Source organism: Arthrobacter sp. PTI12, from assembly GCF_056679915.1.
This window is the reverse complement of the sequence record NZ_CM155256.1, coordinates 2,669,348-2,693,015: the sequence shown is the minus strand read 5'-3', so window position 1 is coordinate 2,693,015 and position 23,668 is coordinate 2,669,348. Positions and strand designations below refer to the sequence as shown.

The window sequence follows — 23,668 nt, the reverse complement described above, 5'->3', positions numbered from 1 at the left end:
TACCGGCGGCTTGGCGAACCTTTAACGGGAGCAGCGGCGGTTCGAGGCTCGAACCGCCGCCGTATGCCGAGTGGTGAATCAGTATTTCGGGCTGTCCGCACCCTGCTCGATGGCAGAGGGCGCCTCGGCTCCGGAGCCGCCTGATTTCAGGGCGGCGAGGCGTGCCTCGATCTCACTTTGCTCGCCGAGGTCCTCAAGGCTCTCGAACTGGGCGTCAAGGCTCGAATTGGCAAGTTCTGCCTGACCGAGAACGCGAGCCTCTTCACGACGGATCTTCTCCTCGAAACGCCCTACCTCGCTGGTCGGGTCCATGAAGTCGATGCTCTTCATGGCATCATGCACCTGCGCCTGTGCTGCGGCCGTGCGTGAACGCGCAATGAGCTCATCGCGTTTGCTGGTCAGTTCGTTGAGCTTGCCCTTCATCTGGTTCAGCCCGGTCTTGAGCTTTTCCACAATCTCCGTCTGAGACGCGATCGTGGGCTCTGCGCCCTTGGCCTCATTTTCAGCGGTGATCTGACGCTGAATAGCAACCTTGGCCAAATTGTCGAACTTCTCCGCGTCAGGCACATCGCCGGACGAACGGTACTCGTCGGCCTTCTTGGAGGCCGCGAGCGCCTTGTTGCCCCAGTTGCGGGCGTTCTCTCGGTCCTCGTTGTAGTCCTCCTGGAGCATGCGCAGATTACCGATGGTCTGGGCCACCGCGCTTTCGGCTTCGGCGATGCTGTTCGAGTAGTCGCGGACCATCTGGTCCAGCATCTTCTGCGGGTCTTCAGCCTGATCCAGCATTGCGTTGATGTTGGCCTTCGCCAGTGTTGCGATACGTCCGAAAATTGATTGCTTTACCATGGGTTACCTTTCGATCTTCCTGAGTAGTTCACTGCCTGTTGAGGTCGCTCACCTAAAAATCTCCGAAGCCGCCCCCGAAGTCACCGAATCCGCCGCCACCGGCATCGAAACCACCGAATCCGCCGCCGCCGAACATGCCGGCGTCACCGCCTCCGCTGAACCCGCCGCCGCCGCCGAAGAATCCTCCACCGTGCCCGCCTCCGTTGAGGATGGAACCAATGAGGATGCCGCCGAGGAGTGCGCCGCCCATGCCGTCCCCGCGGCCGCCGAACATACCGCCGCCTCCAAAGCCGCCCATACGTCCACCGAAGCCGTCCACATCGCTCTGCGCGATCTGACCGGCCTGTTCGGCCAAAGCGACAGCCTGCTGGGCATGGGAGAGCGCCGTCACCGGGTCATCCGACTGGATGCGCATCGCATAGTCAAGGTTGCGCTCCGCCTCCGCCAACCTAGTCCGGGCTTCACTGCCCACGCCGCCGCGCCGGGCACGAATGTAGTCCGCCGTACCTGAGATCCGTGATTGGGCGGCCATGATGGTGTGCTGCAGGCTTTCACGTGCCCTGCGGGTCTGTTCTGCGTGATCACGGACTCCGCCGATGGCGGCGTCGAGCTGCGTATGCGCAGTCTCGACTCGCTGGAGGAGCGCCACGGGGTCTATCTTCCCCGACGCGATCTCCCGCTTCACCGATTCCAACGCTGCCGTTGTGCCCGCTACCGGACCGGCGAGTTCAGGGTTGGAGCCGGCAGCAACCATGGCCTGGGCCTGCGCAACGTCCTGGGCCGCATCCGAGACGGCCCGTTCCATTTCGCGTTCGGCAGTGTCCAGTTCCGTGGCACGGCGATCGATGGCTTCCAGCAGGACCTTGGTCTGGTGGACACCTTCTTCGGCGGCTCGGACGGCGACGACGGCGGCACCGGTGTTGCCCTCGGACAGATGCCTTTGTGCTGTGGAAGCGGCATTGTCAACGAACTGCAGCCTTTCGCGCGCCTGGACCACGTTGTCCTCGATTTGCGCGGTCGCCGAGGTAGCGTACCGTCCCTGGAGCTCTCGCAACGTACGTTCAGCCGCGTTCAGCCGCGTTCCGACATCGTTCGCGGAAGCCTGTGCATCCGACAGGGCCTGCGGAGCATTGCGTTCCAACTTCCGCAGGGCGTCGAAATCTGCCTTGTGCTCCTGCAGGCTGGCATTAACCGACTCACACCGGCGGATGATGTCACCAAGCCACTTCCGTTGGTCTTCCTCTGTGTCCGGAATGTGGTCATCAAGCTGCTGCTGAAGCTTGAATGACTCGCTCATATGGGCCTTCGCTGCGGTGATATCCGCCGCGAACGGCTTGACTGCTTCATCGCCGTACTGGGCCTGCGCGAACCCGACTTCCTGCTCGCTTGATTTGATGGCGTCGTCCGCTGCTATCAGCAGGCTTCCCGCGCGAAGCCGCAGGTCCTCCACGCTCAGTGAAGCCAACGGATCCAGAACCTGACCGTCGGCCCCGCGGCCGGGTCCGAACTCGATTTCTGAAGGGTGCCGGTTTTGCTCCTGTGCGTCCGGCTTACGGCGCTTTGACCGGAGATAGAAGTATCCACCCACACCAGCCAGGACGAGCAGGCCTCCGATGAAGAGGAACGAACCTCCTCCTCCGTCACCGGACGTTCCGGCAGGGCTGACGGTGCCGCCGTCGAGAACCTGGTCAACCCCGGTGACTGCAGCGACAGCAGCGCCCGTCCAGTCGTCGTTCTCCAATTCCGGTACGGCGAAACTCTGGTAGATCCCGTTCGACTGGTCATCCACAACGCTCGAACTGTCCGCAAGGAGGCCGCCTGTCCGATCGTCGACGCCGATCACAAAGATTGCATCGTCAGCCTGCAAGCTACTGGTCTCGGCAGTGGCTATCGCCCATTGTTTGGCGTCCGACGGGTTGGTGAAGGAGTCAACGTAGGCGACATGCAAGGTGTAGCCGTGCTCAGCCTGCAGCTGTTCGATCGACTGTTCAACCTCCTGCTGTTCGGAATCAGAGAGGACGTCCGCCTGGTCAACCACCGTTTGGGAATTGAAATCAACAGGATCTACGGCATAGGCGGGAGCGGCAACCAAAGGGCTCAGCAGGGCGGCTGTTCCTACACCCACGGCGGAGCAGATGCGTGCAATGCTCGACTTCATTCACAACCCTTCAGCAGTGTCCGCCGGGCGCTCCGGGAACTGGCGAACAGCCGTTGGCAAGGCACAGATCCCCCGGGTTCGCCTGACTGCGATTCTATGGTGCGCTCTGGGGGCAGTCCACCGGGTGGGCTATGCCGCGAGCGAAACCGCTCCAGGACCTGCACCGTAACCAGCTTTTTCCCACTTGCGGGAGAATGAAGAACGAGGTCGTCCGGTGGGCTCACAGCCGCCGTACAGGCAACGTCAGTCGCGGGTACAGATTGCTTTGCCATAGTTCTAGAAGCATCAGTGAAAGGACAACCGATGACCGAGAACACAACCGGTTCCTACAACGGACCGCTTCCTCCACGGCCAACTAATCCGCCCAGCCACAACCCCAACCTCCCCGCGGCGCAACAGCAGCACCAGCCGATCACCGCACCGACGGCGGACCCATATCATTCGGTCGGGAACGGGCCCGAAACTCACGCAGCCGGCGGGCACCAGCAGGGTGCTTCCTTCGGGTACGGTCCGTATGCGCGGCCAGCGGGCCAAGGGAAGAAGCAGCGTGGGCCCGTGAAGCGCGTTGGATCCGGTACGTTCCTGACCGGGATGCTCGTGGCCGGTCTTCTCGGCGGAGGAGTGGCCGTCGGAGCAGACGCCCTGCTGGAGACGGGCAACCAGGGACCCAACAACGGCACGTCCCAGGCCCAGTCTGTTGTGGTTAATGACACCGAAAGCGTCAACGAGATTACCGGCGCCGCAGCCAAAGCTTCACCGAGCGTCGTCACCATCTCCGTGAACGGCGGCGGGTCAGGCGGGTCAGGTTCAGGGATCATTCTTGACGCTGAGGGCCACATCCTCACCAACACGCACGTCGTCACCCTGGGGGGCCAGGTTGCGGACCCTGCCGTTGAAGTTCGCACGAACGACGGACGGGTATTCCAGGCTCAGATAGTGGGCACTGACCCGCTCTCGGACCTGGCTGTCATCAAGATCGATGCGCCGGACCTTCAGCCGGCCACCCTCGCTGATTCGTCGGAACTGAACGTCGGTGATGTTGCAATAGCAATCGGCGCTCCGCTCGGGCTGAGCGGCACCGTCACGGACGGCATCGTCTCGACGCTCAATCGCACAATCAGCGTGCAGTCGTCGGCCGTTCCTGAAGAACAGTCGGATGCTCCGGAACAGGCTCCGGGAGACGGATTCAACTTCCTCCCGCCTGATGGTTCCCAGGCGCCGCAGCAGGGATCCCAGGGCTCCATCTATCTGAACGTGATCCAGACAGACGCCGCGATCAACCAGGGTAATTCGGGGGGTGCGCTGGTGGATTCTCAGGGTCGGATCATCGGCGTCAATGTCGCGATCGCGTCGGCAGGTTCGGGGGAGAGCGCCGGCAACATCGGTGTCGGCTTCTCCATCCCGATCAACTATGCCCAGCGCGTAGCGGAAGAGATCATTGCCAACGGTGAAGCAACGCACGGGTTCCTCGGTGTGAGCGTCGGCGCAGCGGCATCCGACAGCGCGGCGGGAGCCAGCTCCTTCTCGGTCGGTGCGCAGGTGCAGTCCGTAGAGCCCGGCAGCCCAGCCGAGACCGCGGGCTTCCAGGAAGGGGACGTCATTACCCGGGTGGGTGAATTGCCGATCGAGGACCCACAGGCCCTCACCGCAGCCGTCCGGATGCTCGCTGAAGGGCAGTCCACGCAGATCGAACTCGTCCGTGGCGGAGAGACCCTGACGCTCGATGTAACGGTCGGTCAGTCGCCGGCCTGACCCGGTGGATTCAAGTAGCGGCAGCTCCCTCTCGAGGGGGCTGCCGCTGCGTCATATTCCTGCTGTGATCAGGACACCTTTGTGGTTAGCTTGTCTGCGGGCAGCAATGGGCCGAAGGAAAGGCAGCAATGGACGAGGCAATTCCCGCGCTGAATATCGCGGTGTTGGTCAAGCACGTACCGGACACCCAGTTCGACCGTCATCTCGACGGCGAGCACCGCACCACCGAGCGGTCGGAAAGTATTCTGTCGGAACTCGACGAGTACGCCCTCGAAGCGGCACTGCAGCTTGTCGAAGCGCAGGGCGGAGACGGTCATCGGGTCACGGCGGTCACCATGGGCCCGCCAGCCGCTGTGAACGCCGTGAAGAAGGCACTGCAGATCGGCGCACACGAAGGCATCCACCTATGTGATGATGCCCTCGCCGGCTCGGATGCCTCCGGCACCTCACGCGCGCTCGCCGCCGTCGTACGCCATCTGGGCACTGCGGATCTGGTACTGACGGGCATGGCCTCCACGGACGGTGAGACCTCCCTGGTTCCAGCGCAGCTCGCAGAGCTGCTGCAGTTGCCCCAGGTCACCTTCGCGTCCAGCCTTGAGCTCACGCACGACGACGGCGGCCGCCAATTGATCGCCCGCCGGGAAAGCGACAATGTGGCTGAGACGGTCAGGAGTACGCTGCCCGCCGTGGTGTCGGTGACGGACCAGATCAATGAGCCGCGGTACCCGAACTTCAAGGGCATCATGGCAGCCAAGAAAAAACCGATCACCACCCTCACCCTTGCTGACATCGGACTCGATGCTTCCGAGGTTGGATTCAGCGGAGCGTGGACGCGGGTCGAGCAGGCGCAGCAGCGTCCTCCACGCTCGCAGGGCGTCATCATCACCGACGAGGGCGATGCCGGTCGGCGACTGGTTGATTTCCTCGCTGAGCAAAAGCTGCTCTGAGCGCAGCGATCCCAGCCAACCACTTCTCAAGGAGCCTTTGGAATGGCAAATGTCCTCGTTTACATTGACACGCCCGGTGAGCACCTGCACAAGACCGATCGTGAGCTGTTGACCCTTGCTGGAATGCTGGGCGAGCCGGTGGTTGCACTCTGTGGAGTGCTGACGGACGGTGTTTCGGCAGAACTCGGCGCTCACGGAGCTGGCGTGCTGTATCAGCCTGCAGAGGACGGGCTCGGTGACGTGCTCGTGGCGGGCAAGGCGGCTTTTCTGGCAGCCGCAGCGGTGGAGGCGAAAGCTGATGCAGTGCTCCTTGGCAACACGTTCGAAGCCAAGGAGATCGCTGCGCGGGTCGGAATCCGCTTGTCTTCAGGTGTCATCACGGATGCCATCGCAGTGGGCGAGGACTTCAGTGTCACGAAGTCGGTGTTCGCAGGCTCCTACACGGTGAACGCTTCCGTCACCACCGGGTGCCCGATCATCACGGTCAAGGCCAACAGCGTGGAGATCGCAACAGTGCAGGGCGGTTCCAGCCCCGAGGTTCGCCGGGTGCACGTCGCAGTGCCCCGCCACGCAGCACGGATTACGGAACGTTCCGAACGGGCCGTGAGTGGCCGACCGTCGCTGGACGAAGCACGCATCGTGGTGGCAGGGGGCAGGGGAGTGGACGGTAACTTTGGACCGGTCGAGGAACTTGCCGACGCGCTCGGCGGTGCTGTGGGTGCGTCGAGGGCCGCTACGGATGCCGGCTGGATTGATCATTCAGCCCAGATCGGCCAGACGGGCAAGACGGTCTCCCCGCAGCTTTACATCTCCGCGGGCATCTCCGGCGCCATCCAGCAGAAGGCCGGCATGCAGACGGCGAAGGTCATCGTGGCAGTGAACAAGGACCCGGACGCCCCGGTTTTCGACATCGCGGATTTCGGCATCGTGGGTGACCTGTCAACTGTCTTGCCGCAGGCGACGGCAGAGATCAACAACCGCAGGAGCTGAACATGCCAGACGTTCCTGAACGGCCGGAAGACGGGGTAAGCCGGGTTCTCTGTTTCGTAGCGCATCCCGATGACATTGATTTTGGCGCAGCGGGCACCGTGGCTCAGTGGACCGCGGCCGGCGTCGTCGTTGAATACTGCATCATGACCGATGGCGACGCAGGCGGCTTCTCCGATGAGCATCGTCCGGACATAGTTGACCGGCGGCGAAAGGAGCAGCGGGCAGCCGCCCGGCTGGTCGGCGTCGAAACGGTGCATTTCCTCGGGTACCGGGACGGCTACCTGGAACCGAGCCTGGAACTGGTGGCCGGCGTCGTGGAGCTCATCCGGAGTGTCAGGCCGCACATCGTGCTGTCCATGCACCCTGAGCGGAACTGGGAGCGCATCCAGAAGAGCCACCCGGACCACCTGGCATGCGGCGAGGCCGTCACCCGCGCGATTTATCCCGCTGTGGAGAATCCCTATGCTTTCCCCGATCTCGCTGCGCGCGGACTGGACGCGTATCGCGTGCCCTGGCTCTGGTTCTTCGGTGGTCCCACGCAGCTCGAAAACCACTTCGTCGATGTGACTGACCATGTGGAAGACAAGATGCGGGCGTTACGTTTCCACGCCAGCCAGCACCCCGACCTTGAGCGGATGGACAACACTGTTCGCGCGTTCCTGGCCGCTAATGCACAGCGCGGCGGTCTTGCCGCGGACCGAAGCGCCGAGGTCTTTCAGGTGGTTCCGGTCAACACCGAAGCTACGATCGCCGGGTTCTGACAGGCGCGGGATGGGCAGTCCGGCTGAAGCTCGGAGCCCATCCCAGCGTTCCCTCTCAGGCGTCGAAGGGGATCTGCGCGACGATCGGGAGGGTAGGCGTTTCAGAGCCGCCCTCCGGTTCGACGGTGATTGCGAGGCCGCTGTACGTTCGGATGCCTTCAATTTCGAGCTCGGTGTGCGCAACGTCCTCGCCGGTCATGGTTCCCAGCGATTCCGGCGATGCGCCGTCGGCAGGAAGACGCCACATCTGGTACACCTTGCCCTCCGGTGGGGCCGGTACATCATCGAGGGTCACGACGGCGGCATCCCTCGACTCCGAGAACGCAAGTTCAGCAGTGCCTGTGTCACCGATCGCGATCTGTTCACGTTGGACATCCCCGGCCTGCAGGACCTGCTCCTGGATAGAGGAAGGCTGCAAATTCTGCGCCACGGTCACGCCGCCCACCGCCACGACAACCGCAGCCGCTGCTGCAAGCAACCAGCGACCAGCAGGAGACTGGGTTCGGCGGGCGCTACGGCGTGCTGCCAGCTCATCCCCAGCGCCGGTCACGGGGGAAGCCGGTGAAGACACTTCCTCGGCCGGCAAATTCGCGACGATGCGCGCAAAAAGGTCAGCGGGCGGTTCGTCCTCCTGCGTTGCATAAGCCTGCGCCAATGTCTCGCGTGTGGAGCGAACCCGCGCATTGAACGCCTCACGGGTTTCAGGAGAGGCAGCTGAGATGTAGTCCTCGAGTGTGGCGCGCTCCTCTTCGCTCACAGCATCCAGGGCATACATCTCAGCCCACTCGGCGGCCAGGCCGCCGGCCAGGTCCTGCCGAAGATCATCTGCAAACTGCTTGTTCATATCCTTGTCCTGCATCTCAGTTCACCCCCAAACATGTTTTCAACCGGATTAATCCGTCTCTGATTCTCGACTTGATGGTGGGTACCGCCACGCCGAGCTTTTCTGCCACTTCCCGATACGTCAGCCCGCCGTAATAGGCGAGGCGCACCGACTCCTGCTGCGTGCCGGTCAGGGTCTCCAGGCACCGGACCACCGCTTCTGCTTCCAGCCGCTGCGTGACGGTGTCAACGACGTCGTCATGGTCCTTGACCTGCATGGCTGCGCCGTACCGGGCTTCGCGGTCAGTGGAACTCTGTTCGGACCGCACCCTGTCCACTGCGCGGCGATGGGCCAGGGTCATAAGCCAGGCCATGGGGCTGCCCGCCTCCGCGTTGAACCGGTCCGCCATGTTCCACACCTGCAGGTAGACCTCCTGCGTTGTGTCTTCGCTCAGCTCCGGGTCAATCAGAACGCGCCGGGCCAGTCCATACACCCGACGGGACGTCTGAGCGTAGAACTCCGCGAAGGCGCTCTGGTCCTGCTGGGCGATCCGAGCCAACAGACCAGCCAGGTCAGGCGCGGCGCCAGAGGACGCGTCGGCCTGATCAGGGTCTGATCGAGCTGGGTTAATCCGGCTCACACGTGGTGTATCCATAGGTTTCAAGCATAAAGCGCCGGAATGGGTATCCCGAACATGATGACCCCGTGCGCGGGTCAGGACATCTCGCCCGACTGTTCCTCCGCCCATGCCTGACCGCCGTTTCTGCAGGTTTCCGTGCCCGATCCGCTACAACTGATATCACCTCTAGTTCGAAGCGGCTGACGCGGTGGATGGGTCCAGCGGATCAGGCGTTATTCACGGATTGCCACCGCGATCAGGGAGTCGGCATTGAGGGTGGGCTCGTTGCCCAGTTTCTCCATGAAGCGGCTGCGCACTCGCTCCCTGCCCGCTGCATCAGGAGGCAGCAGGAACCGGTAGCCCGTCCCCAGCACCAGGGTCCAGGCAAGGTCAGCGTCCAGGGGGATCTGCAGAGGAGCAGTGTGCACTTCGATTGACCCGAAGCCGACTGTCTCCAGGAAAGAGTACAGCTTCTCGACTGAGGATATTTCGGTCATTTGCCGAAGTGGTGGAGGAACCGGGGCATCGCGCAGGTCAGGCTGTTCTTCGAAGCAGGCCTCCCGCAGCAATGACACAAACGGTTCGTGGGCGCCGTCCTGCCAGGTGCTGATGGCAAGCTTGCCGCCACTGCGCAGTTGGGACGCAAGATGCCGGGCGCCGGCGGCCATGTCCGGGAGGAAGAAGAGCCCGTAGCAGCAGAGCACTGCATCATAGGTCTGTTCAGCGGCCCACACGGAGACGTCAGCCTTCGTGAAGTTGACGGAGTCCAGCCCTAAAGCAGAAGCCTTCGCGGCCGCCAGCGCCAGAAGCCCTGAGGACAGATCCACCGCGTCAACTCGCGCGTCAGGGCCCACAACCTGGGCCGCGGGGATGGTGCTCGCTCCGCTTCCGCAGCAGGCATCCAACACGCTCTGGCCGATGTGCAGATCTGCGGCGGCAACCACTGCGTTGCCCATGGTGTTCCAAAGGGCCGGAGCGAAGCGCTCGAAGTGCTCGGCGCCGTCGTCGAACAGGTTAGCTACCGTGGTCACGAACGGCCCTCCATCATGGGTTGTGAAAGTTGGGCGCCCTTGAAGTCCTGCTGGCGCCAGGCCTCGTACACCACGATGGATGCCGAGCTGGCCAGATTGAGCGAACGTCGGGAGGGAAGCATGGGGAGCCGTACCCTCGCGGTGACCGCTTCATGGTTCTTCACTTCGGGAGGCAGGCCCACGGACTCCGGACCAAACAGGAGTACGTCGCCTGGACGGTACTTGATGTCCGAGTACGTGATGGTGCCCTCAGAGGTGTAGGCAAACAGCCGATCAGGCTCCAGAGCAGAGAGCGCGGCGTCCAGGTCAGGGTGCACGGTCAAAACGGCGAGGTCGTGGTAGTCCAGACCCGCCCGCCGCAACTTGGCGTCTTCCAGGTCGAAGCCGAGGGGTTCGATGAGGTGAAGTTCAGCGCCGGTGACCGCGGCCAGACGAATGGCATTCCCGGTATTGCCGGGAATTTCTGGAGTGTGGAAGAGGATGCGGAACACTGTGCAATCCTAGCGCCCGGCAGCGGCGAGCAAGCGTGCGAGCACCGGCACCTGGACTGTATTGGGTTGGGGGCCCTCGGACAGGAAGCGCCGAACCTCCCGAAGCAGTGTTCCGGCGTTGGCAACGTGGACGGAGACGAGAGCCGAACGATCCAGCGAGGGCGGGTAGTCCACAATTGGTTCGAACGGGTTGTCCTGCTTGCCGTGCAGAGCCAGCCATCCCCGGACATTGCACTCCGGGAACAGATCCTGAACCTTGCGCACCGTGTCGGTGAGCCGCACATCACCGGCATGGCGGCCGCGATGCCGCAGGCGGTGTCCGTCCCACGAGTAATTCCCCGGCGGCGCCAACAGGGAATCAACTATGGCGATGCGGTAGCCCGCCAGCAGCGCATGTCCGACCTCGGCACCCCCTCCGAACGAAAGCCCGTTGACAAGCCGGACGCCGGGAAAACCGGGAAGGAGGCCGGCCTCCAGGAGGCGGGCCGTCGCCCGCTCACCGTCATAGCGGGCGGTGGTGCCCGGCCGAAGCCGGCCAAGGGCACCGGGCTGGCGGGCCGTACCGTGAACCTGTTGTTGCGCCAAGGCGAGCGGTAACGGCGGACGGTGCGTTCCGGCGTCGTAAGCGGGCTCGTAGCGCGCGGCTTGTGCATGTGCTTCGGAGGGTGCCTGTGCTCGCTGCCGCTTCGGCCTGGCCGCCGGCCGCGCTCCGGGCAACGGATCCTCGACGCCGAGGGTGCGGTCGTAGCGGCGGCGTCGCTCCGGATCGGAAAGCAGCTCGTAGGCCACGGCCACTTCGTGGAACAGCTCAGCGTTTCCCCCCTGGTCAGGATGAGCCGTCCGGGCCGCTTTGCGGTAGCCGTCCTTGATCTGTTTCGCAGTGGCACTTCTGCTCACCCCGAGCACGGCGTAGTACGTGCGGTCGGGGGCTGCCATAGTGGCCTTTCGTGGCGAAGAAGGATCAGGAACGGTGTTCGCAGGTTCCGCGCTTGACTGTAAACGGTGTCGTTCCCTCCGGCAAATGGCCGGATAGCATCAGGTGCATGGCGGGCAATAACGAGGTACACAGCGGGTTGGACTGGTACGCAACCGGAAGCGAGCGCGAAGATCACAGCGGTCAGCGCTTCACGGACTGCGATTTCACCGAAATGCGCAGCGAGGGTTCCGTCTTCAGCGGTTGCGTTTTCCGCAATGTGAGGTTCAACGTGTCGACCCATGTCAACAGCGCGTTCGACAATTGCCGGTTCGAACACTGCAACTTTTTCGATGCCACCTTCGAAAGCTGCAAGTTCACGGGCAGCGTCTTCACTGGGTCTTCCCTCAAGCCGATTCGGGTGGTTGGAGGCAACTGGTCGTTCGTCTCGTTAGCGGGGGCCGACCTGCAGCGCAGCGTCTTCTCCGACGTGAACTTCACGGAGGCCGACTTCACCCGAACGGACCTCCGGGACGCTGAGTTCCGAGATTGCCGCCTCACCAGCATCTCCTGGGGCGGCGCCCGTCTGAAAGGCACTGACCTCCGCGGGAGCACCCTCGAGGGGATTGATGCGGAGAACTTCAATGTCCGCGGCGCCGTCGTCGACGTCTCCCAGGCGCTCGCCGTTGCAGAGGCACACGGCGCGGTCATCCGTTGAATCTCATGGTTGCGCTCAGTCCATTGGCCTTCCGGGAGCCGGCGTGAGATGTGCTCGCTAGAGTAGGTGCCGGTGTTGTCAAGGGTTTTTTGAAATCCAGGAGGATCAGGGGTCGTGCGGGAAGGGGGAGCTTCGATGGCATGGAGGGATCGGCCGCTTCTGAGATATGCCGTTCTGTTCTTCCTTGCGCCGCTGCTCGCCGGATGCCGGATCGAGGTGCCCGTCAGGCCGGCCGAAAGCGGGTCAACCAGCCCCACGACGACGGCGCCTGCGCCCTCGGACGCCGTCTCCGGGAGTTCCTCGGAGTTGCCGCCGCTGACGCGCGCCGACATCGTCGGTAATGACATGACGTTTGACCGTGGCGGCTACATTGAAGAAGCTGACACGGTCGCCTTCTCGGACGGGTTGTCGAGAGTTCCGGGGTGGGCGCAGGAGAAATCATTGGTCAGCGGCGAGTCTGTGTACATCAGCGACGCGGGGTGCACCGCGTCATTGCGATCCACACCGCCACAGGGCCCTCTGGTGGTCGCTGGTGATGACCAAGCCTCCACCGAAGCGCTGTTCCGGTTCCTGGACCCGAGCATCCTGCCGGAGTACCTCGTGACCACGAACTGGTTATGGGGAGCGTCGCCCGCGGAATCGACGGCATCGATCGAGTTCCTGACCTATGAGCAGGGCGCAGCCGGCGACGATCCCGCGAGTATCGTATCGCTGCGCCTCTTCGGGGCAACGGGGACTGGGTTGGCCTTTACCGTTTCGTGTCCGTCCGACAAGCAACTGGCTGCAGCCGTCGAAGAAGTACGCAGCGGCATCTCGGTGATTCCACCGCGTTAGCGATTGTCGGCGCGCATCCAGCGCCCGTACAGGGCAGAGTCGGACTCCAGCAATGACGCCAATGCCAACTGACGGAGCTCGGGGCTGCCAACGCCGGCGGCGATATGCGTGCCCTGGCCACCGGCCAGCAGCGGGCTGAGTGAGAGGCACAGTTCGTCAACCGCATCCTCAGCAAGGAAACCGCCGAAGATACTCGGCCCGCCTTCGCAGAGAATGCGGCCCAACCCTCGGTCGTTCAGCAGTGAAACGCACGTGCGCGCACTAACGCTCTCAGCACCCGCACTCACGACGTCGGCAACCTCCGACAGGGAACGCACGCGCTCCTTCTCCGCGGCCGCGGTCGTGACCAGGATGGGGCGGACCGGAGAGAGCCTGAACAGATCGCTGTCCGGCTCGATCCCCAGCGTTCCCGAAATGATCGCCAGAGCAGGATGGGCGGGCAGTCCCTGCTCAGTACGCCACCGGCTGTCCTCCTCGCTGACCAAAGGCCCTGCGTAACCCTCGGCGCGCACGGTCCCCGCACCCACCAGGATCACATCGCTGACCCGCCGGAGGAGACCGAACAGGCGTCGGTCGCCGTCATTGCCCAGTGGTGCGGAAACGCCCTGATGCGTCGCTGAACCGTCGAGGCTGGTGATGAAGTTGAACCGCACCCAGGGGCGCTCAGCAGGGTAACCGTACAGCTCGAGCAGGTCGTCGTCGGATCGGTCGGCTGCGCTGTGCGGCAGAAGTTGATTGATCAAGGCTGGTTGACATCTCCCATGTTGTGCCGGAGATAGGCCGGTTGACGCCAGCCCATCGCTGCTTCCACCACATTGATGGCGGAACGGGCCGCAGTTACGTTGTGCATCCGAAGGATTCGGGCTCCGCCAACGGCGCACATGACGGCGGCGGCAATGGATCCTTCGACTCGTTCCGGCTTGGGCAGGTTCAGCGTCTCCCCGATGAAATCCTTGTTCGACACTGCAGCGAGGGTGGGGTATCCGAGCCCAGCGATTTCGGCGAACCGGCGCGTGATATCGAGTGAATGCAGGGTGTTCTTGTTCAGGTCGTGGCCGGGGTCCACCAGAATGCGGTCTTCGCTGATGCCAAGCATGACAGCGAGCTCTACCTGCCGAACCAGGAAATCCGCCACCTCCGTCACCACATCCGTGTAGGCAGGCCGCCCAAGTACGGTGCGCGGCTCGGCGAGGCTGTGGGTGATGATCACGTGCGCGCCGGTCTCGGCAACCACCGCGGCGAGGTCCCGGTTACGCAGGCCGGTGGTGTCGTTGACGACGTTCGCGCCCGCCTTAATGGCTTGCTCCGCCACTTCCGGAAGGAAGGTATCGGCAGAGATGACGACGTCGGACGCGTCTCGAACTGCCTGAATCACCGGAATAATCCTGTCGGCTTCCTCAGCAGCCGGGATAGCCGGACCGGGGGCAAAGGGTGCGCCGCCGATATCCACCCAGTCGGCGCCGTCGGACACTGCCTGCAGGGAAGCATCGACTGCCGCCTGCAGTGCGAAGGTGCGTCCGCCGTCGTAAAAGGAATCAGGAGTGCGGTTGATGATCGCCATGAGCGCGATCTGGCGGTCGAAGTCCAGGACGCGCTGCCCGAACGTGTGCCTGGCATGCAGCAGGTGGGGAACGAACTGCGGTGAGCCGGGATGTACGGGGGTCTGTTCCACAGCTCATTTCTATCAGTCGTTCCTGACAGTCCAGTGCCTAGCCGTTGTTTCGGCAGGACAAACCCTCTATGCGCGGTTATTCGGGGCGTGTCCTGCCAACTCAACGGCGCCCGTTCGGCTTTGATGGCGCCCGACGGTAGAATTGACGGGTGCCCGTGTACCTCGATCACGCGGCGACCACGCCCCTCTCGGCGCCCGCGCTCGCCGCACTCACTACCGAACTCAGCCGTAGCGGCAACCCTTCATCGCTGCACGGCTCCGGTCGGCGTGCCCGCAGGGTTGTCGAGGATGCGCGCGAGACGCTGGCCCGGGCAGCCGGAGCGCACCCGTCCGAGGTCATTTTCACTTCCGGCGGTACAGAGGCCGACAACCTTGCTGTCAAGGGACTTTTCTGGGCCCGTCGTGACGCAGAACCGCAGCGGACCCGGATCCTTTGCAGCGCCGTCGAGCACCCTGCTGTCCAGGACACCGTCGAATGGCTCGAACGGCACGAGGGCGCCCGGGTCACCTGGCTTCCGGTGACAGCGGAAGGAATCGTCCGGTTGGACGCGCTCCAGCAGGAGCTCGACGGCGGCGCGGAGGACATTGCGCTGGTCACTGTCATGTGGGCGAACAACGAGGTGGGTGCGCTGCAGCCAATCGCCAAAATTACAGCAGCCGCGGCAGCTCACGGCATTCCGGTCCACTCGGACGCGGTTCAGGCGTTCGGCTCGGTGCCGGTTTCCTTCGCCGAATCTGGGCTGGCCACCATGGCCGTCAGCGGGCACAAAATCGGCGGTCCGGTAGGTGTGGGAGCGTTGTTCGTCGGCCGGTCGGTGAAGCTCACTCCCGTCCAGCACGGCGGCGGACAGGAGCGGGACATCCGCTCCGGCACCCTGGATACCGCCGGGATCGCGGCGTTCGCAGCAGCAGCCGACGACGCCGTCACGCACCTTCCCGGGGAATCCGTACGGCTGGCGGAACTGCGTGACCGGCTGATTGCCGGCGTCGAGCGGGTTGTGCCTGAGGCCATCCTCCGGGGGCCGGCACGTGAACGGTTGCCGGGCAACGCCCATTTCACCTTTCCAGGGTGCGAGGGTGACTCGCTGCTCTTCCTGCTGGACGTGGCCGGAGTGGAATCCTCCACCGGATCGGCGTGCACCGCCGGAGTCCCGCGGCCCTCACACGTGCTGCTGGCCATGGGATTGAGCGAAACCGAGGCCCGCGGTGCACAGCGTTTCAGCCTCGGGCATACATCAACGCCGGAAGACGTTGACGCCTTGGTGGCCGCGCTGCCGGAAGCGTACCAACGCGCACGCAAGGCAGGCATGTCAGGGCACGCATCATCAATTCAGACCGCAGGAACAGGCTTCAGTTAGGGAGAGCGCACAACAATGAAGGTACTCGCAGCGATGAGCGGCGGCGTCGATTCGGCCGTTGCGGCCGCCCGCGCGGTGGAGGCGGGACACGATGTGGTGGGCGTCCACCTTGCTCTCTCACGCATGCCCGGGACCCTGCGCACCGGCAGCCGCGGATGCTGCACCATCGAGGACAGCCGCGATGCCTGGCGTGCCTGCGACATTTTGGGCATCCCGTACTACGTGTGGGACTTTTCCGAGCGGTTCAAGGAAGACGTCGTGGACGACTTCATCGCCGAGTACGCCGCCGGGCGTACACCGAATCCCTGCATGCGGTGCAACGAGCGGATCAAGTTCGCGGCTCTGCTTGAGAAGGCGCTGGCCCTCGGCTTCGATGCGGTGTGCACCGGCCACTACGCGAAGGTCACCGAGAACGCCGACGGCAGCCGCGAACTGCACCGGGCCGCCGACTGGGCCAAGGACCAGTCGTATGTGCTGGGCGTGCTCACGCACGAACAGCTGAAGCATTCCATGTTCCCGCTCGCTGAAACGCCGTCAAAGGCTGAAGTCCGGGCAGAGGCTGAGCGTCGCGGTCTGTCCGTCGCCAACAAGCCGGACAGTCACGACATCTGCTTCATTCCCGACGGCGACACCCGCGGCTGGCTGGAGGAGCGGATTGAGCTCAGCGAAGGCAACATCGTGGACGTGGAGGGCGAAACCATCGGAACCCACCCCGGCGCCAACGCATTTACGGTCGGCCAGCGGAAGGGTCTCAAGCTCGGACGGCCGGCTCCCGATGGCAAGCCCCGGTTTGTTTTGGAGATCCGTCCGAAGGAAAACACAGTGGTGGTCGGGCCCGAGCGCATGCTCGCCGTCGACCAGCTGCGCGGTATCAAGGTGTCGTGGGCAGGGCTGCCGATCCCCGCCGTCGAAAGCGGTGAGGAATTCGACTGCATGGCCCAGGTACGTGCACACGGTGATCCCGTCGACGCGCGTGCGCAGGTGGAGTACGACGACGACGGCCGCCAGAGTCTCGTGGTTCGGCTCACTGAACCGATGCGCGGTGTCGCGCCCGGGCAGACGGTCGTCATCTATCAGGGAACCCGCGTGTTGGGGCAGGCGACGCTGGATTCGGCCCGTTCGCTCGAGCGCCCTGACCTTGCTGCGGCGCGCTGAGAACGGGCACTGCGCAGACATAATGCGCTCGGCGTCTGCGCGGTCTGCTTAACTGGAACCATGACTGAGAAGACCCGGCGCTTCGACCCTTCCGCGAGCTCACTCGCCGGCGAGGTGAATCCCGCCGTTATGGAGGAACTGCTCTCAGTTCGGGGCAGCATCGACAACATCGACGCCACACTTGTGTATTTGCTGGCTGAACGGTTCAAGGCAACGCAGCGTGTGGGTCACCTGAAGGCCGAGCACAAGCTCCCGCCGGCGGATCCAGCTCGCGAGGCAGCCCAGATCTCCCGGCTGCGCGCACTGGCGGAGGAAGCCCATCTCGATCCGGCGTTTGCGGAGAAGTTCCTGAACTTCATCATCTCCGAGGTTATCCGCCACCACCAGGATATTTCCCAGAACCACTCGCTCCGCGATGAATAATCCCGCAGGGGCGCCTGAAGCAGGGGCACGTGAAGCAGCGGCGCCTGAAACCAGCGCCGTGACATTCACGGCGCTCGGATCCTGGCCCGGCCAGGACCCGGTGGAAGCACAACGGATAATCCGGGGCGAGCTCGGCAGCCCCAATCTGCCGTTCCTTCCCTCCCTACCGGACCGCGGGGTCGGTAGTGACGAGATCGGCCGGACCGCAGCGCTGCTCGCCGACCTCCCCGTGGACCTCCAGCCGCATGGCTGGAGGCTGGTCGACCGCCCGGGAAAGGACCTGCGGCGGGCGGTATCCGCGCTGTCCACGGATCTTGACGTTCTTGCCGATCTGGTGGGGGCTGAGGAGCGTCCCGCGAGCTCGCTCAAAGTTCACTGTCACGGGCCTTTGTCACTTGCTGCAAACCTTCACCTCCATCATGGCGAACGTGCCCTGCTCGACCACGGAGCCCGGCGCGACATCCGGGATGCGCTCATTGACGGAGTCGCATCGCTTCTGCGGCGCGCTGCCATTTCGAGCCCGGGCGCCCAGCTCACACTGCAACTGGATGAACCGCAGATCGACGGAGTCCTCGTCGGCACCATACCGACCGCCAGCGGCTACCGTACGCTGCGCGCCGTTCCGGAGCACGAAGCAGTCGAAGCCTGGAACCTCCTGGCGGAAGGAGCACGCAAAGCCGGTGCTGCCGCCGTCGTGCTCTCCTTCAGGACGGGAGGGCAGGTTTCACTGCTTGAGCGCGTGCCCGGTGTAGGTATCGCCGTTCCCCTCGACGGACTGTCACACAGCGAATGGGAGGCGCTGGCGGAACTGATCGAAGCCGGCCGAACGCTGTGGGCGGGAGTCCGGGTTCCCCGCGGCAAACCTGCGCGGGTGCAGGACACTGCAGATGCCCTTCTGCGTCCCTGGCGCGGACTCGGGCTGGCCCTGGGATCACTGGCCTCGACCCGCCTGACGCCCGCGGGTGCATTGGCAGAAGAGGGACCGGCTCATGCCCGCAAGGTACTGGCGCACCTGAATCAGAGTGCTGACGCGCTGAACCAGGCGATCGCCGACGCCTGAGACGCTTTTTTCGCTGTGCTTCCGCCGTGCGCAGCGCGTTTACGTCCGCCGTTCCCAGCGAGCCGGCGCCACGTCAGGCGGCAGGCCGCCGTCGTATTCGGTGAGCTCATAGGTGAACCATCCCGCGTACACGAGAACCGGCCCGAGTTGCCGGTGCAGCACGTTGGTCTTGATGCGGAACCGGTGCTCGTCGTTATCCCACCACTGCTCCATGTACGCCTGGGCGCCGACGGCGTCGGGCAGCGGAAGCCTGAGCCCGGCGAACAGGCGGGTGGCTGAGGAAACCATCCGCATGCGGCCGCTGCCCGTGACCTCGCAGGTGAGGGCGGTGGCCATACGCCGATGGGCTCCGAGGTAATCGACCAGCCGGCCATCGGCCCACGAGGTGGTGTCCTCGAATACCCGAGACACCTTACTGAAGGAAAGATCTCGGCGGGCGGTCAGTGAAGGCCTACCGAACGGATCCCGATGGGCCCAGTTCCGCACAGTGAAGTCCACGTTGTTCTCGTACTCCGGGAAGAACGAGTTCTCTTTTGCTGCCAGTGCGAAAAACGGTCGGACGAGTGGGGCAGGGCTTCCTGCCACGTCGAACGTACCGTGTCCGGTTCCGTACACTCTCGAGTCTTCATGGAGGCTGAAGTACTCCTGAAGCTCGGGTTGCAGTCGGCTGAACCCGGCGCCGAGGGCTTGCTGATAGATCGAGGACGTCATAGTCATCTCCTTTGTATGGGCCAGTCCGGCGTGATACTGGCCGTGGATCGAGCACGGGCGGGCAGGCCCGCGCGGGCGTTCCTTACCTGGCGGCGAGCGGCGTCGGAGCAGTCGAAGACTCCTCCCGCCGGATCGATGGTCACAGGCGTCCGGCCGCCTTCAGCCGGATATAGAGGTCCGCGAGTTTTGACGGGAGTTCGTGCGGGGATTCGTCCACAACTTCCGCCCCGAGCTGGCGGAGCCGTTCCTTGATGGCAGCGCGGTCCAGCAGCGCGCGTTCAGCGGCTGCGGCGCGGTATGTTTCCGCTGCAGTGCCGCGCTGGGAACGCAACTCGTCGAGATGCGGGTCCCGGACTGAGGCAATCACCACCACATGCTGGGAGGTCAGTGCTGGCAACATCGGAAGGAGGCCTTCCTCGACGGCGCCGGCATCGAGCGCTGTGAGGAGCACCACCAGGCTGCGGTGCGCCGAAATCGAACGAACCTGCGCAGGAATCTGCGAAAAATCGGCTTCGATCAGCTCAGACTCGAGCGGAGCCATCGCCGTGACCAGGGACTCGAGCAGATTCCCTTTCGCTCCGGACTGCACGCGGGCACGCGGGCGCCGGTCAAAGGCGATGAAATCGACGCGGTCGCCGCCGCGCTGTGCCAGCACTGCGAGGAGGAGGGATGCCTCGATCCCGGTGTCCAGGCGGGGCTCATCCTCGATCCGGGCCGCTGAGGTGCGTGAAGTGTCCAGCACAAGAACTACTCTTCGGTCCCGTTCCGGTCTCCAGGTCCGCACTACGGTGTCGCGCCGTCGTGCGGACGCTCGCCAATCGATTGATCGGACGTCATCTCCGCGGACATAGTCCCGGAGAGAATCGAACTCGGTCCCTGCCCCACGTATTTGAACTGCGGCGCGGCCATCAAGTTCACGCAGGCGCCTCAGCTTCGACGGCAGGAGGCGCTTGGAATGGAAGGGCGGCAGCACCCGCAGGGTGCCCGGCGCCTGGATGGTGACCTGCCGGGCGGCGAGTCCAAGCGGACCTGCACTGCGAATGGTCACGTGGTGTACCGACAGGTCACCCCGGCGACGCGGAGCCAGCTGGACGGAAAGATTGCGACCTTCGCCCGCAGGAACACTCAGACGGTGGACCGGATTCCGGGCTCCAGCGGACGGTTGCCAGCCCTCCCGTATCCATCCCCGGAAAGTCCGCGTGGCATGGTTACGCACAGTGAGGGTACTGACTGTCTCCTCGCTCAGGCGGACGGAGCCCGGCAGCTTTCGCTGAACGCCGATAGCCCGCGGGGAAGCAGCGAAAGCGAGGTCCACAGCGCAGCCGAGGACTAGGAGCGCAACCCACAGCGCGATCGATACGGCGCCTGGATAGAGAAGCACGGGGATAACTCCGAGAAGCGCCAGGACAACGAGGCGAGCAGTGATGCTCATGCTGACCCCACATCTACCTCGGCACGGGCACGGTGCTGAGGATATTGGCCAGAACGCTGTCCACGCTGACCCCGTCCATCTGCGCTTCGGGGCGCAGCGCGACCCTGTGCCGCAGGGCGGGGAGCGCCAGCGCCTTGACGTCATCCGGTGTGACGAAGTCGCGGCCGGAAAGCCAGGCCCAGGCACGGGAAGTGTTCAACAGCGCAGTGGCGCCGCGTGGAGAGACACCGAGCTGGAACGACGGCGCGGAGCGCGTTGCGCGCACCACGTCGACGATGTAGCTCAGCACCTCAGGAGCAACACCAACCCGCTGTACAGCGTGCCTGGCGGCGGCGAGGTCCGCTTCTCCTGCAACTGCCCTCACGCCGGCGGCTGCCAGATCCCGTGGGTCAAACCCTGCACTGTGCCGCCGGATCACCTCAATTTCATCGTCCCGCTCGGGCAGTGGGAGGGTCAGCTTGAGAAGAAAGCGATCGAGCTGCGCTTCGGGCAGCGGATAGGTTCCCTCATACTCAACAGGGTTCTGCGTGGCGGCGACGATGAACGGTTCCGGCAGGGGGCGGGTTACGCCATCCACAGACACCTGCCGCTCCTCCATGGCCTCCAGCAGGGAAGCCTGTGTTTTGGGTGGCGTGCGGTTGATTTCATCGGCAAGGAGGATGTTGGTGAAGACAGGACCCTCGCGAAAAGTGAACTCGGCCGTTCTGGATTCGAAGATGAGCGAGCCCGTCACGTCGCCGGGCATGAGGTCGGGCGTGAACTGGACCCTCTTCGTGTCAAGGCTGAGCGCGGCTGAGACGCTGCGTACCAACAGCGTCTTGGCGACTCCGGGCACCCCTTCAAGGAGGACATGCCCCTTCGCGAGCAGTGCGATCAGCATCCCGGTTACCGCAGCATCCTGACCGACCACCGCCTTCGCAACCTCCTCACGCACAGCGACAAGCGCGTGGCGCGAAGGATCCGCCGTGGCCGTACCCTGCCCGCCAGTGGCAGTGCGGCGGGACGCTGAATCCTGCTCCTGGTGATCGACGGGCAGTGCCGGTTGGTGCGGGTATTGCTGATTCATGAACGACGAATCTCCTGTTCGAGTTTGTCCAGTTCCTGGCTCCACTGCACCAGTTGTGCATCGGAGTGCGGCAGCTGAGAGTTAAGCAGGGAGTCAAGTTCCGCGGGATCCCTGCCAGTTTTAGAGGCGGCGGCCGCCACAACGGTTGTCCGCGGGTAAGCGGGCGGTATGCGCAGCGCCGCCGCGAGTCGTGCCAACGTCGCGGCGCGCAACGTTTCGGCGGCGTGTTGCACCGCTCCTGCATCCTGATAGAGGCGTGCCCTGCCTGCGGCGGTTTCAGCCGACCGGACGACGACGGGAAGCGGCTCGGTGACGAGGGGGCCCAGACGGCGCCCCCTCCAGAAAATAGCGAGCAGGGCGGTGATCAGCAGCCAGAGCATCAGCGGGTTGACGAAGTCGGGCAGCAGGGCCAGCGGATCAGCCGGTCCGGCGGTGACCGCCAGGTCATCCTGCGTGGGTTGGTACCAGACGAGCGTCTTCGTGCTGCCGAGTACCCTCAGCGTGAGTGCGGCGTTGCCGTGTTCGTCAATGCGGCCGTTGCTGATGATCCCGCCGTTACCCAGGACGCCGATTTCTCCGTCGGCAGTGGTCACAAAAGTTCCGGCGGTGTTGCCGTCTCCTTCTCCGGGAAGCGGGAAACAGGTGACCGCGCCGCGGTAGGAAAAGCCTCCGGGGCTCACTGAGCCGGCTGCCGTCGCAGCCGCGTTGGAGCAGTTCGCCGGCAGCGGGTCTGTGATGTCAGCCGGAATAACTCCAGCGGACCGTACGCCGTCGGCCAGCTCGGTCAGAATGGTGAGGCCTGGCTCGATCAGCACGGTCCGGTCAGCGAGAGTGCCGCCGAGTGACTCCAATTGCTCCGAGGTGAGCCAGGATTGGGGATCGTGTAACAGCAGAGTGTCATCGGATCCCCGCAGTGCGTCAATGGCGTCTTCAAGCGACTCCGCACGGATGACCTCGACGCCGCCGCGCTCCAGTACTTCCGCGGCGGCCCGGGCCCCACCCGGTGCGGCGTTTTCGGGAGACAGCGGATTCTGCTCCCCGAACCCGGCAGCGATGGCTCCAATGAGAACAGTGACCAGGAGGAGGGCGCCCAGGATCAACCAACCGCGAGCCTGTTTGAGCGTTCCGAAGAAGGTTGAACCCACGCTCTGCCCGTCGCCCACTATTTCGGCGCTGGTTCTCTCTTTGTTGGCCCCGCCCGGTGGATGTCTCGTCTCCGTTGTGGCGCTCATACCGGTGCCGTCCACTGCTTGGCGTTGGCCTCGCGGCGGGGCTGGGTCCGCTGCAGTTCCTGATCGAGGTCCACTGCCCTCTCGTAGTCCGTCCGGTCTGCGGGCCGGGCACCGTAGTGAACTTCGTTGAAGCGCAGAGCGAGCCAATCGAGGTCCTCTGCCTGCGTGGCGAAAAGGTCCTGCAGCAGTCGGGCAACCTCAACGGCCGTGCGCCCTGCCTGCTCATCGAGGATCACGCGTTCCTCCGCGGCCCGGGTGATGGCCCGGAAACGCTCAGTGAGAGCCTCATCCCAGTTCCCTGCCCGGGCGGCAGAATCTGCATAGTCCCGATGCGCCTGGGCAGCAAGCCGGGATTGTTCCTGGAAGACTGTTGCGTCAACGCGCTTCCGTGCGTTGAGGCGCGGTTTCACCAGCAGTACGGCCGCGATGATGACGACGACGGCGCCCACTGCCAGCAGGATGGTCCCCAGTCCGGCATCGACGCTCCTGATCTGGCTCAGGACTTCGCCGAGCCAGGTGAGGAAAGCCGTCCAAGCGCGTTCGAGGATCGATGGCTCGGCCTCCTGGTAGATGCCCTTCGCCAGTTCCTCCCGCAGCAGTTGTCGGGCCTCTTCGGCGTCCAGCTGTTCGGGCACGACGAAAGGGATCAGCGCTCCCGCTTGTTCGGCCGGCATGC

At 64.2% G+C, this 23,668-nt stretch carries 24 protein-coding genes; 10 read left to right on the top strand and 14 right to left on the bottom strand.

Annotation, left to right across the window (positions count from 1 at the left end):
- Nucleotides 1-78 precede the first annotated feature (78 nt).
- On the bottom strand, nt 79-846 hold the full coding sequence (locus AC1MBU_RS12840) for a PspA/IM30 family protein (RefSeq protein ID WP_277357602.1): 768 nt from the start codon (nt 844-846) through the stop codon (nt 79-81).
- Nucleotides 847-898: 52 nt separating this feature from the next.
- Complete coding sequence (locus AC1MBU_RS12835; RefSeq protein ID WP_479787393.1) at nt 899-3,004, bottom strand: TPM domain-containing protein; 2,106 nt, start codon at nt 3,002-3,004, stop codon at nt 899-901.
- A gap of 303 nt (nt 3,005-3,307) precedes the next feature.
- Between AC1MBU_RS12835 and AC1MBU_RS12830 the strand changes: the two genes are divergently transcribed.
- From AC1MBU_RS12830 to AC1MBU_RS12815, 4 genes are all read left to right on the top strand, one after another.
- Nucleotides 3,308-4,756: a S1C family serine protease gene (locus AC1MBU_RS12830; protein WP_479787391.1), complete on the top strand. Its 1,449-nt coding sequence runs from the start codon at nt 3,308-3,310 to the stop codon at nt 4,754-4,756.
- 128 nt (nt 4,757-4,884) lie between these two features.
- Nucleotides 4,885-5,703, top strand: a complete 819-nt coding sequence (locus AC1MBU_RS12825; RefSeq protein ID WP_479787388.1) for an electron transfer flavoprotein subunit beta/FixA family protein — start codon at nt 4,885-4,887, stop codon at nt 5,701-5,703.
- A 42-nt stretch (nt 5,704-5,745) separates the two neighbouring features.
- Nucleotides 5,746-6,693: an electron transfer flavoprotein subunit alpha/FixB family protein gene (locus tag AC1MBU_RS12820; protein WP_479787387.1), complete on the top strand. Its 948-nt coding sequence runs from the start codon at nt 5,746-5,748 to the stop codon at nt 6,691-6,693.
- 2 nt (nt 6,694-6,695) lie between these two features.
- Nucleotides 6,696-7,454, top strand: a complete 759-nt coding sequence (locus tag AC1MBU_RS12815) for a PIG-L deacetylase family protein (RefSeq protein WP_479787385.1) — start codon at nt 6,696-6,698, stop codon at nt 7,452-7,454.
- Nucleotides 7,455-7,509: 55 nt separating this feature from the next.
- On the opposite strand, the gene AC1MBU_RS12810 is transcribed toward AC1MBU_RS12815, so the two are convergent.
- The 5 genes from AC1MBU_RS12810 to AC1MBU_RS12790 form a co-directional block, all read right to left on the bottom strand.
- Nucleotides 7,510-8,298: an anti-sigma factor gene (locus AC1MBU_RS12810; protein WP_346027090.1), complete on the bottom strand. Its 789-nt coding sequence runs from the start codon at nt 8,296-8,298 to the stop codon at nt 7,510-7,512.
- Between the two features lie 16 nt (nt 8,299-8,314).
- A complete protein-coding gene (gene sigK / locus AC1MBU_RS12805; RefSeq protein WP_404800699.1) occupies nt 8,315-8,932 on the bottom strand; it encodes an ECF RNA polymerase sigma factor SigK in 618 nt (205 codons plus the stop codon).
- Nucleotides 8,933-9,129: 197 nt separating this feature from the next.
- On the bottom strand, nt 9,130-9,927 hold the full coding sequence (locus tag AC1MBU_RS12800; protein ID WP_479787383.1) for a class I SAM-dependent methyltransferase: 798 nt from the start codon (nt 9,925-9,927) through the stop codon (nt 9,130-9,132).
- Nucleotides 9,924-10,418 (bottom strand): tRNA (cytidine(34)-2'-O)-methyltransferase, encoded by a 495-nt coding sequence (locus AC1MBU_RS12795; RefSeq protein WP_479787381.1) that lies wholly within the window; start codon nt 10,416-10,418, stop codon nt 9,924-9,926. Before AC1MBU_RS12795 ends, AC1MBU_RS12800 begins: the two co-directional genes overlap by 4 nt.
- 9 nt (nt 10,419-10,427) lie before the next feature.
- Nucleotides 10,428-11,354: a J domain-containing protein gene (locus AC1MBU_RS12790; RefSeq protein WP_479787379.1), complete on the bottom strand. Its 927-nt coding sequence runs from the start codon at nt 11,352-11,354 to the stop codon at nt 10,428-10,430.
- 107 nt (nt 11,355-11,461) lie between these two features.
- Here AC1MBU_RS12790 and AC1MBU_RS12785 point away from each other — a divergent pair, with 107 nt between their 5' ends.
- Nucleotides 11,462-12,049, top strand: a complete 588-nt coding sequence (locus AC1MBU_RS12785) for a pentapeptide repeat-containing protein (protein ID WP_479787378.1) — start codon at nt 11,462-11,464, stop codon at nt 12,047-12,049.
- 135 nt (nt 12,050-12,184) lie between these two features.
- On the top strand, nt 12,185-12,883 hold the full coding sequence (locus AC1MBU_RS12780) for a hypothetical protein (RefSeq protein WP_479787376.1): 699 nt from the start codon (nt 12,185-12,187) through the stop codon (nt 12,881-12,883).
- Here the strand turns inward: AC1MBU_RS12780 and AC1MBU_RS12775 are convergent.
- Nucleotides 12,880-13,626: a pyrimidine reductase family protein gene (locus tag AC1MBU_RS12775; RefSeq protein ID WP_479787375.1), complete on the bottom strand. Its 747-nt coding sequence runs from the start codon at nt 13,624-13,626 to the stop codon at nt 12,880-12,882. The genes AC1MBU_RS12780 and AC1MBU_RS12775 overlap by 4 nt on opposite strands.
- Nucleotides 13,623-14,555 carry a dihydropteroate synthase gene (gene folP, locus AC1MBU_RS12770; RefSeq protein WP_318533018.1) on the bottom strand — a complete coding sequence of 311 codons (933 nt, stop codon included), beginning with the start codon at nt 14,553-14,555 and terminating at the stop codon, nt 13,623-13,625. Before folP ends, AC1MBU_RS12775 begins: the two co-directional genes overlap by 4 nt.
- Before the next feature lie 149 nt (nt 14,556-14,704).
- Here folP and AC1MBU_RS12765 point away from each other — a divergent pair, with 149 nt between their 5' ends.
- From AC1MBU_RS12765 to AC1MBU_RS12750, 4 genes are read left to right on the top strand one after another with little or no spacing between them, the layout of a single operon-like run.
- Nucleotides 14,705-15,913 carry a cysteine desulfurase family protein gene (locus AC1MBU_RS12765; RefSeq protein WP_277358333.1) on the top strand — a complete coding sequence of 403 codons (1,209 nt, stop codon included), beginning with the start codon at nt 14,705-14,707 and terminating at the stop codon, nt 15,911-15,913.
- Between the two features lie 15 nt (nt 15,914-15,928).
- Entirely contained in the window at nt 15,929-17,068 is a 1,140-nt protein-coding gene (mnmA, locus tag AC1MBU_RS12760) for a tRNA 2-thiouridine(34) synthase MnmA (RefSeq protein WP_277358334.1), read from the top strand.
- A 60-nt stretch (nt 17,069-17,128) separates the two neighbouring features.
- Nucleotides 17,129-17,491, top strand: coding sequence for a chorismate mutase (locus AC1MBU_RS12755; RefSeq protein WP_056549711.1), 363 nt, complete (start codon nt 17,129-17,131; stop codon nt 17,489-17,491).
- Nucleotides 17,484-18,551 (top strand): uroporphyrinogen decarboxylase/cobalamine-independent methonine synthase family protein, encoded by a 1,068-nt coding sequence (locus tag AC1MBU_RS12750; protein WP_479787373.1) that lies wholly within the window; start codon nt 17,484-17,486, stop codon nt 18,549-18,551. Before AC1MBU_RS12755 ends, AC1MBU_RS12750 begins: the two co-directional genes overlap by 8 nt.
- Nucleotides 18,552-18,590: 39 nt before the next feature.
- On the opposite strand, the gene AC1MBU_RS12745 is transcribed toward AC1MBU_RS12750, so the two are convergent.
- The 5 genes from AC1MBU_RS12745 to AC1MBU_RS12725 form a co-directional block, all read right to left on the bottom strand.
- On the bottom strand, nt 18,591-19,262 hold the full coding sequence (locus tag AC1MBU_RS12745) for a DUF4166 domain-containing protein (protein ID WP_346027084.1): 672 nt from the start codon (nt 19,260-19,262) through the stop codon (nt 18,591-18,593).
- Nucleotides 19,263-19,401: 139 nt separating this feature from the next.
- Complete coding sequence (locus tag AC1MBU_RS12740; RefSeq protein WP_479787372.1) at nt 19,402-20,694, bottom strand: DUF58 domain-containing protein; 1,293 nt, start codon at nt 20,692-20,694, stop codon at nt 19,402-19,404.
- Between the two features lie 13 nt (nt 20,695-20,707).
- Entirely contained in the window at nt 20,708-21,760 is a 1,053-nt protein-coding gene (locus AC1MBU_RS12735) for an AAA family ATPase (protein WP_277358339.1), read from the bottom strand.
- The gene (locus tag AC1MBU_RS12730; RefSeq protein ID WP_479787371.1) at nt 21,757-22,992 is read right to left on the bottom strand and encodes a DUF4350 domain-containing protein; all 1,236 of its coding nucleotides are present in this window, start codon (nt 22,990-22,992) and stop codon (nt 21,757-21,759) included. Before AC1MBU_RS12730 ends, AC1MBU_RS12735 begins: the two co-directional genes overlap by 4 nt.
- A complete protein-coding gene (locus AC1MBU_RS12725; protein WP_479787370.1) occupies nt 22,989-23,666 on the bottom strand; it encodes a DUF4129 domain-containing protein in 678 nt (225 codons plus the stop codon). Before AC1MBU_RS12725 ends, AC1MBU_RS12730 begins: the two co-directional genes overlap by 4 nt.
- Nucleotides 23,667-23,668 lie beyond the last annotated feature (2 nt).

What these genes read in the sequence shown, in the direction of transcription:
- AC1MBU_RS12780 (WP_479787376.1), top strand. Translation starts at nt 12,185, where the DNA reads ATGGCATGGAGGGATCGGCCGCTTCTGAGATATGCCGTTCTGTTCTTC.
- AC1MBU_RS12835 (WP_479787393.1), bottom strand. Translation starts at nt 3,004, where the DNA reads ATGAAGTCGAGCATTGCACGCATCTGCTCCGCCGTGGGTGTAGGAACA.
- AC1MBU_RS12820 (WP_479787387.1), top strand. Translation starts at nt 5,746, where the DNA reads ATGGCAAATGTCCTCGTTTACATTGACACGCCCGGTGAGCACCTGCAC.
- AC1MBU_RS12815 (WP_479787385.1), top strand. Translation starts at nt 6,696, where the DNA reads ATGCCAGACGTTCCTGAACGGCCGGAAGACGGGGTAAGCCGGGTTCTC.
- sigK (WP_404800699.1), bottom strand. Translation starts at nt 8,932, where the DNA reads ATGGATACACCACGTGTGAGCCGGATTAACCCAGCTCGATCAGACCCT.
- AC1MBU_RS12750 (WP_479787373.1), top strand. Translation starts at nt 17,484, where the DNA reads ATGAATAATCCCGCAGGGGCGCCTGAAGCAGGGGCACGTGAAGCAGCG.
- AC1MBU_RS12825 (WP_479787388.1), top strand. Translation starts at nt 4,885, where the DNA reads ATGGACGAGGCAATTCCCGCGCTGAATATCGCGGTGTTGGTCAAGCAC.
- AC1MBU_RS12790 (WP_479787379.1), bottom strand. Translation starts at nt 11,354, where the DNA reads ATGGCAGCCCCCGACCGCACGTACTACGCCGTGCTCGGGGTGAGCAGA.
- AC1MBU_RS12840 (WP_277357602.1), bottom strand. Translation starts at nt 846, where the DNA reads ATGGTAAAGCAATCAATTTTCGGACGTATCGCAACACTGGCGAAGGCC.
- AC1MBU_RS12735 (WP_277358339.1), bottom strand. Translation starts at nt 21,760, where the DNA reads ATGAATCAGCAATACCCGCACCAACCGGCACTGCCCGTCGATCACCAG.
- AC1MBU_RS12725 (WP_479787370.1), bottom strand. Translation starts at nt 23,666, where the DNA reads ATGCCGGCCGAACAAGCGGGAGCGCTGATCCCTTTCGTCGTGCCCGAA.
- AC1MBU_RS12740 (WP_479787372.1), bottom strand. Translation starts at nt 20,694, where the DNA reads ATGAGCATCACTGCTCGCCTCGTTGTCCTGGCGCTTCTCGGAGTTATC.
- AC1MBU_RS12785 (WP_479787378.1), top strand. Translation starts at nt 11,462, where the DNA reads ATGGCGGGCAATAACGAGGTACACAGCGGGTTGGACTGGTACGCAACC.
- AC1MBU_RS12830 (WP_479787391.1), top strand. Translation starts at nt 3,308, where the DNA reads ATGACCGAGAACACAACCGGTTCCTACAACGGACCGCTTCCTCCACGG.
- AC1MBU_RS12810 (WP_346027090.1), bottom strand. Translation starts at nt 8,298, where the DNA reads ATGAACAAGCAGTTTGCAGATGATCTTCGGCAGGACCTGGCCGGCGGC.
- mnmA (WP_277358334.1), top strand. Translation starts at nt 15,929, where the DNA reads ATGAAGGTACTCGCAGCGATGAGCGGCGGCGTCGATTCGGCCGTTGCG.
- AC1MBU_RS12755 (WP_056549711.1), top strand. Translation starts at nt 17,129, where the DNA reads ATGACTGAGAAGACCCGGCGCTTCGACCCTTCCGCGAGCTCACTCGCC.
- AC1MBU_RS12730 (WP_479787371.1), bottom strand. Translation starts at nt 22,992, where the DNA reads ATGAGCGCCACAACGGAGACGAGACATCCACCGGGCGGGGCCAACAAA.
- AC1MBU_RS12745 (WP_346027084.1), bottom strand. Translation starts at nt 19,262, where the DNA reads ATGACGTCCTCGATCTATCAGCAAGCCCTCGGCGCCGGGTTCAGCCGA.